The organism is Streptomyces sp. SYSU D01066-1 (genome assembly GCF_054956795.1).
In genome coordinates this window covers 1-3,544 of sequence record NZ_JBUDHV010000050.1, presented here as the reverse complement: position 1 = coordinate 3,544, position 3,544 = coordinate 1, and the positions used below count along the sequence as shown (strand labels likewise).

Annotated in this window: 2 protein-coding genes and 1 pseudogene; 2 read left to right on the top strand and 1 reads right to left on the bottom strand. The window is 74.9% G+C overall.

Translation table 11 applies throughout. From position 1 onward, the window contains the following. Positions 1 to 100: 100 nt before the first annotated feature. Entirely contained in the window at positions 101 to 1,186 is a 1,086-nt protein-coding gene (locus ACY1JF_RS29925) for a mechanosensitive ion channel family protein (protein WP_462708402.1), read from the bottom strand. Between the two features lie 544 nt (positions 1,187 to 1,730). Here ACY1JF_RS29925 and ACY1JF_RS29920 point away from each other — a divergent pair. Both ACY1JF_RS29920 and ACY1JF_RS29915 read left to right on the top strand, forming a co-directional pair. Then, positions 1,731 to 2,921, top strand: coding sequence for an AAA family ATPase (locus ACY1JF_RS29920; RefSeq protein WP_462708401.1), 1,191 nt, complete (start codon positions 1,731 to 1,733; stop codon positions 2,919 to 2,921). Between the two features lie 23 nt (positions 2,922 to 2,944). After that, positions 2,945 to 3,544, top strand: a pseudogene (locus ACY1JF_RS29915) (hypothetical protein); the annotation flags it as partial.

Below are 3,544 nucleotides of genomic sequence, written 5' to 3'. Positions count from 1 at the left end.
CCCCCCGCCGGGGCCCGGGCGCGGGGCGGCGGGGGCCGGGGGGGGCCGGGGGGGCCGGGGGGGGCCCCGGCGCCCCCCCGCGGGCCCCCGCCCCGGGGCGTCAGTCGTGCAGCGGCTGCGCGGCCTCCTCGCCCGTGCGCTGCTGGGGGAAGACCACCGCGCCCTGCTGGAGGGCGACCGTCCGGGCGGGGGAGGGGATGCGGATGCCCTCCTCGCGGTAGCGCCGGTGCAGCCGCTTGATGAACTCGTGTTTGATCCGGTACTGGTCGCTGAACTCACCGACGCCCAGGACGACGGTGAAGCCGATCCGGGAGTCGCCGAAGGTGTGGAAGCGGATCGCCGGCTCGTGCTCCGGCACGGCGCCGGTGGTCTCCGTCATGACTTCGGTGACGATCTCGGCCGTCACCCGCTCCACCTGCTCCAGGTCGCTGTCGTAGGCGACGCCGACCTGGACGGTGATGGTCAGCTGCTGCTCGGGTCGCATGAAGTTGGTCATGTTCGTCTTGGCGAGCTGCCCGTTGGGGATCACGACCAGGTTGTTGGACAGGTCGCGGACGGTGGTCTGGCGCCAGTTGATGTCCTCGACGTAGCCCTCCTCACCGCTGCTGAGCCGGATGTAGTCGCCGGGCTGCACGGTCTTCGAGGCGAGGATGTGGATGCCCGCGAAGAGGTTGGCGAGGGTGTCCTGGAGGGCCAGGGCGACCGCCAGACCGCCCACGCCCAGGGCGGTGAGCAGCGGGGCGATGGAGATGCCCAGGGTCTGCAGCACCACCAGGAAGCCGATGGCCAGCACCAGCACCCGGGTGATGTTGACGAAGATCGTGGCCGATCCGGCGACCCCGGAGCGGGAGGTCGTGACCGTCCGTACCAGCCCGGCGAACACCCGCGCCGCGGACACGGTCACGACGAAGATGAGGAGGACCGTCAGGGTCTGGTTGACGGTGTGCTGGACCGTCCGGTTCAGCGGCAGCGCCGCCGCGGCCCCGGCGACCCCGGCCGAGACCGCAGCCCACGGCGCCACCGTGCGCAGCGCGGCCACGATCACGTCGTCCCCGCCCCAGCGGGTGCGGCCGGCGTGCCCGGCCAGCCAGCGCAGCAGCGCGCGCAGCAGGAAGGCGGCCAGCAGCCCGGCGGCCAGGGCGATGCCGGCCACCACCAGGTCGTCCACGGTGAGGTCGCGGATCACCGGTCACCTCCGGGGCGGGGAACGGCGGCGAGTGTCCTCGCCGACGGCCGGATGTGAAGTCTCGTCACGTCGTCACCTGCTCGATTCCGGAAGGGCGATCACACCGCTCGGCGAACTGTTCGAGCGGCGCGACCGCTCATCCTGCCGCATCCCGGCCGGTGGCCCGTACCGCGCCCGTCGGCCGGGGCCGGGGCCGGGGCCGGGGGCTTCGGCCGGCGGGCCGTACGGACGGCGGGTACCGCGCCACCGCACCGGGCCCGGCCCGGGTGCGACGGCGGCGGCCCCCGGCCCCGGCCGTCCGCGTTATCTTGCTCGGGCGCGAAGCGAGGGTTCGGGCGTCGTTCATTTCGAGGAGTCGTACGTGGGGGCACAGGACGCGCGGGAGGGCACGGGCGCGCGGGACACGGACGTGCCGCAGGGCGCGACCGGGTGGGACACGAGCGCCGTACGGGAGGCTAGTGCCGTACGGGGCACGAGTGCCGTAGGGGAGGCGAGCGCCGTACGGGAGGCGAGTGCCGCACGGGACGGGACCGCCTTACCGGAGGTGCCCGCGCGGGACACGGCCGCGCGGCTGCGGGCGATCTGCGGCGAGCTGTCGGACCGCTTCCTGGAGCGGGACGACGTCGTGCGGACGCTGGTGGTGACGCTGCTGGCCGGGCAGCACTCGCTGCTGCTCGGCCCGCCCGGCACGGCCAAGTCCGAGCTGGCGCGGGAGCTCACGGGCCGCATCGAGGGGGCCTCCTACTGGGAGATCCTGCTGTCCAAGTTCACCGCGCCGACCAGGATGTTCGGCCCCATCGACGTGGCCGCGCTCGCCCGCGGCGAGTACCGGCAGGTCTACGAGGGCCGCGCCACCACCGCGCACGTGGCGTTCATCGACGAGATCTTCAAGTGCTCCACGGCCGCGCTCAACGAGACGCTGGGCTACCTCAACGAGCGGATCTACCACCCCGAGAACGGCGGCGAGCCGATCCGCTGCCCCCTGATCGGCGCCATCACGGCGAGCAACGAACTGCCCACCGGAGAGGACCCCGCCGCGATCTACGACCGGCTGCTGGTGCGGATCGAGGTCGGCTACCTGGCCGACCCCTCCAACTTCGCCGCGCTGGTCCGCTCCGCCGTCAGCCGCCCGCAGGCACCGGTCAGCACCACCGTCTCGCTGGCGGCGCTGGAGCGGGCCGTGACCGGGGCCGTGCCGGACGTGGCCGTCCCCGACACGATCGTGGACGCGGTGTGCACGCTGCGGGCCGCCCTGCGCCGCAAGGAACTCGTCGCCTCCGACCGCCGCTGGCGGCAGGCGGTGCGGCTGCTCCAGGCGTCCGCGTACCTCGACGGCCGCCCGGCGGTCGCCGAGACCGACCTGTCGGTGCTGACGCATGTGCTGTGGGACTCGCCCGCCCAGCGCCCGACCGTCGAGCGCGAGGTGCTGCACCTGGTCAACCCGGACGCCAAGGAGGCGCTCGACCTGTCCGACACCCTCGACGAGCTGGAAACCCAGCTCGACGCCATGGCCGGGCAGTCCCGCGAGGCCCTGAGCGAGTGGGTCATCAAGCACGCCCACAACAAGCTCGCCATGGCGGGCAGACGGCTGGAGAAGCTGCGTGCCGAGGCGGCGGGGGCCGGCCGTTCCACCGCCGCCATCGACCGGGTCACCGGCCGCCAGCGCGCGGTCCGCGCCCGGGTCCTCACCGAGGCCCTCGGCGTGGACGCGAGCATGGTGCAGGCCCCGTTCTGAACGGCGGCGAGGACCGACACGACATGGACGCGACACCTGGCAGGCCCGACGCGCCGGCGGCCCGGGCCCGGACCTGGCTGGGCCGCTCGGCCCACACCCCCGAGCGGCACACCGCGGCCGTGGTCGCGGACCCCTTCGAACGGATCGCCTGGCGCGACACCTACGGCCGGTCGGCGGGCCTGCGCGAGCTGGCCGAGGAGCTGAACGAGCGCCACGAGCACGCCACCGACCTGCTGGCCGATGTCTTCCTGGCCGCCTACCAGCCCGCCCCGCTGCTGCGCGAGCGCGCGGAGATGGACCCCTCCCGGCTGGTGAACCACCAGGTCGTCACCGCGCTGGCCGAGTCGGCCGACTTCGCCGAACTGCGCCGGGAGACCGCCGGCGACCCCTACGCCGCCGCCATGGCCGTACTCGCCCAGGCCGCCGAGCTGCGCCGGATGCTCGCCGGTTCGCGGGACGCCCAGGAACAGGCCGAGCGGGCGAGCGGGGCCCGGCGGGCCGCCGACGGCGCGGCGGGCGCCGTGGGCGAGGCGCTCCGGCAGGCCGCCGGGGAGGCCGGGGCGGACGGCGCCGTGCCCGACCGGGCCGCCGACGCCGTCCAGCGGGCGGTCCGGGCCGCCGAG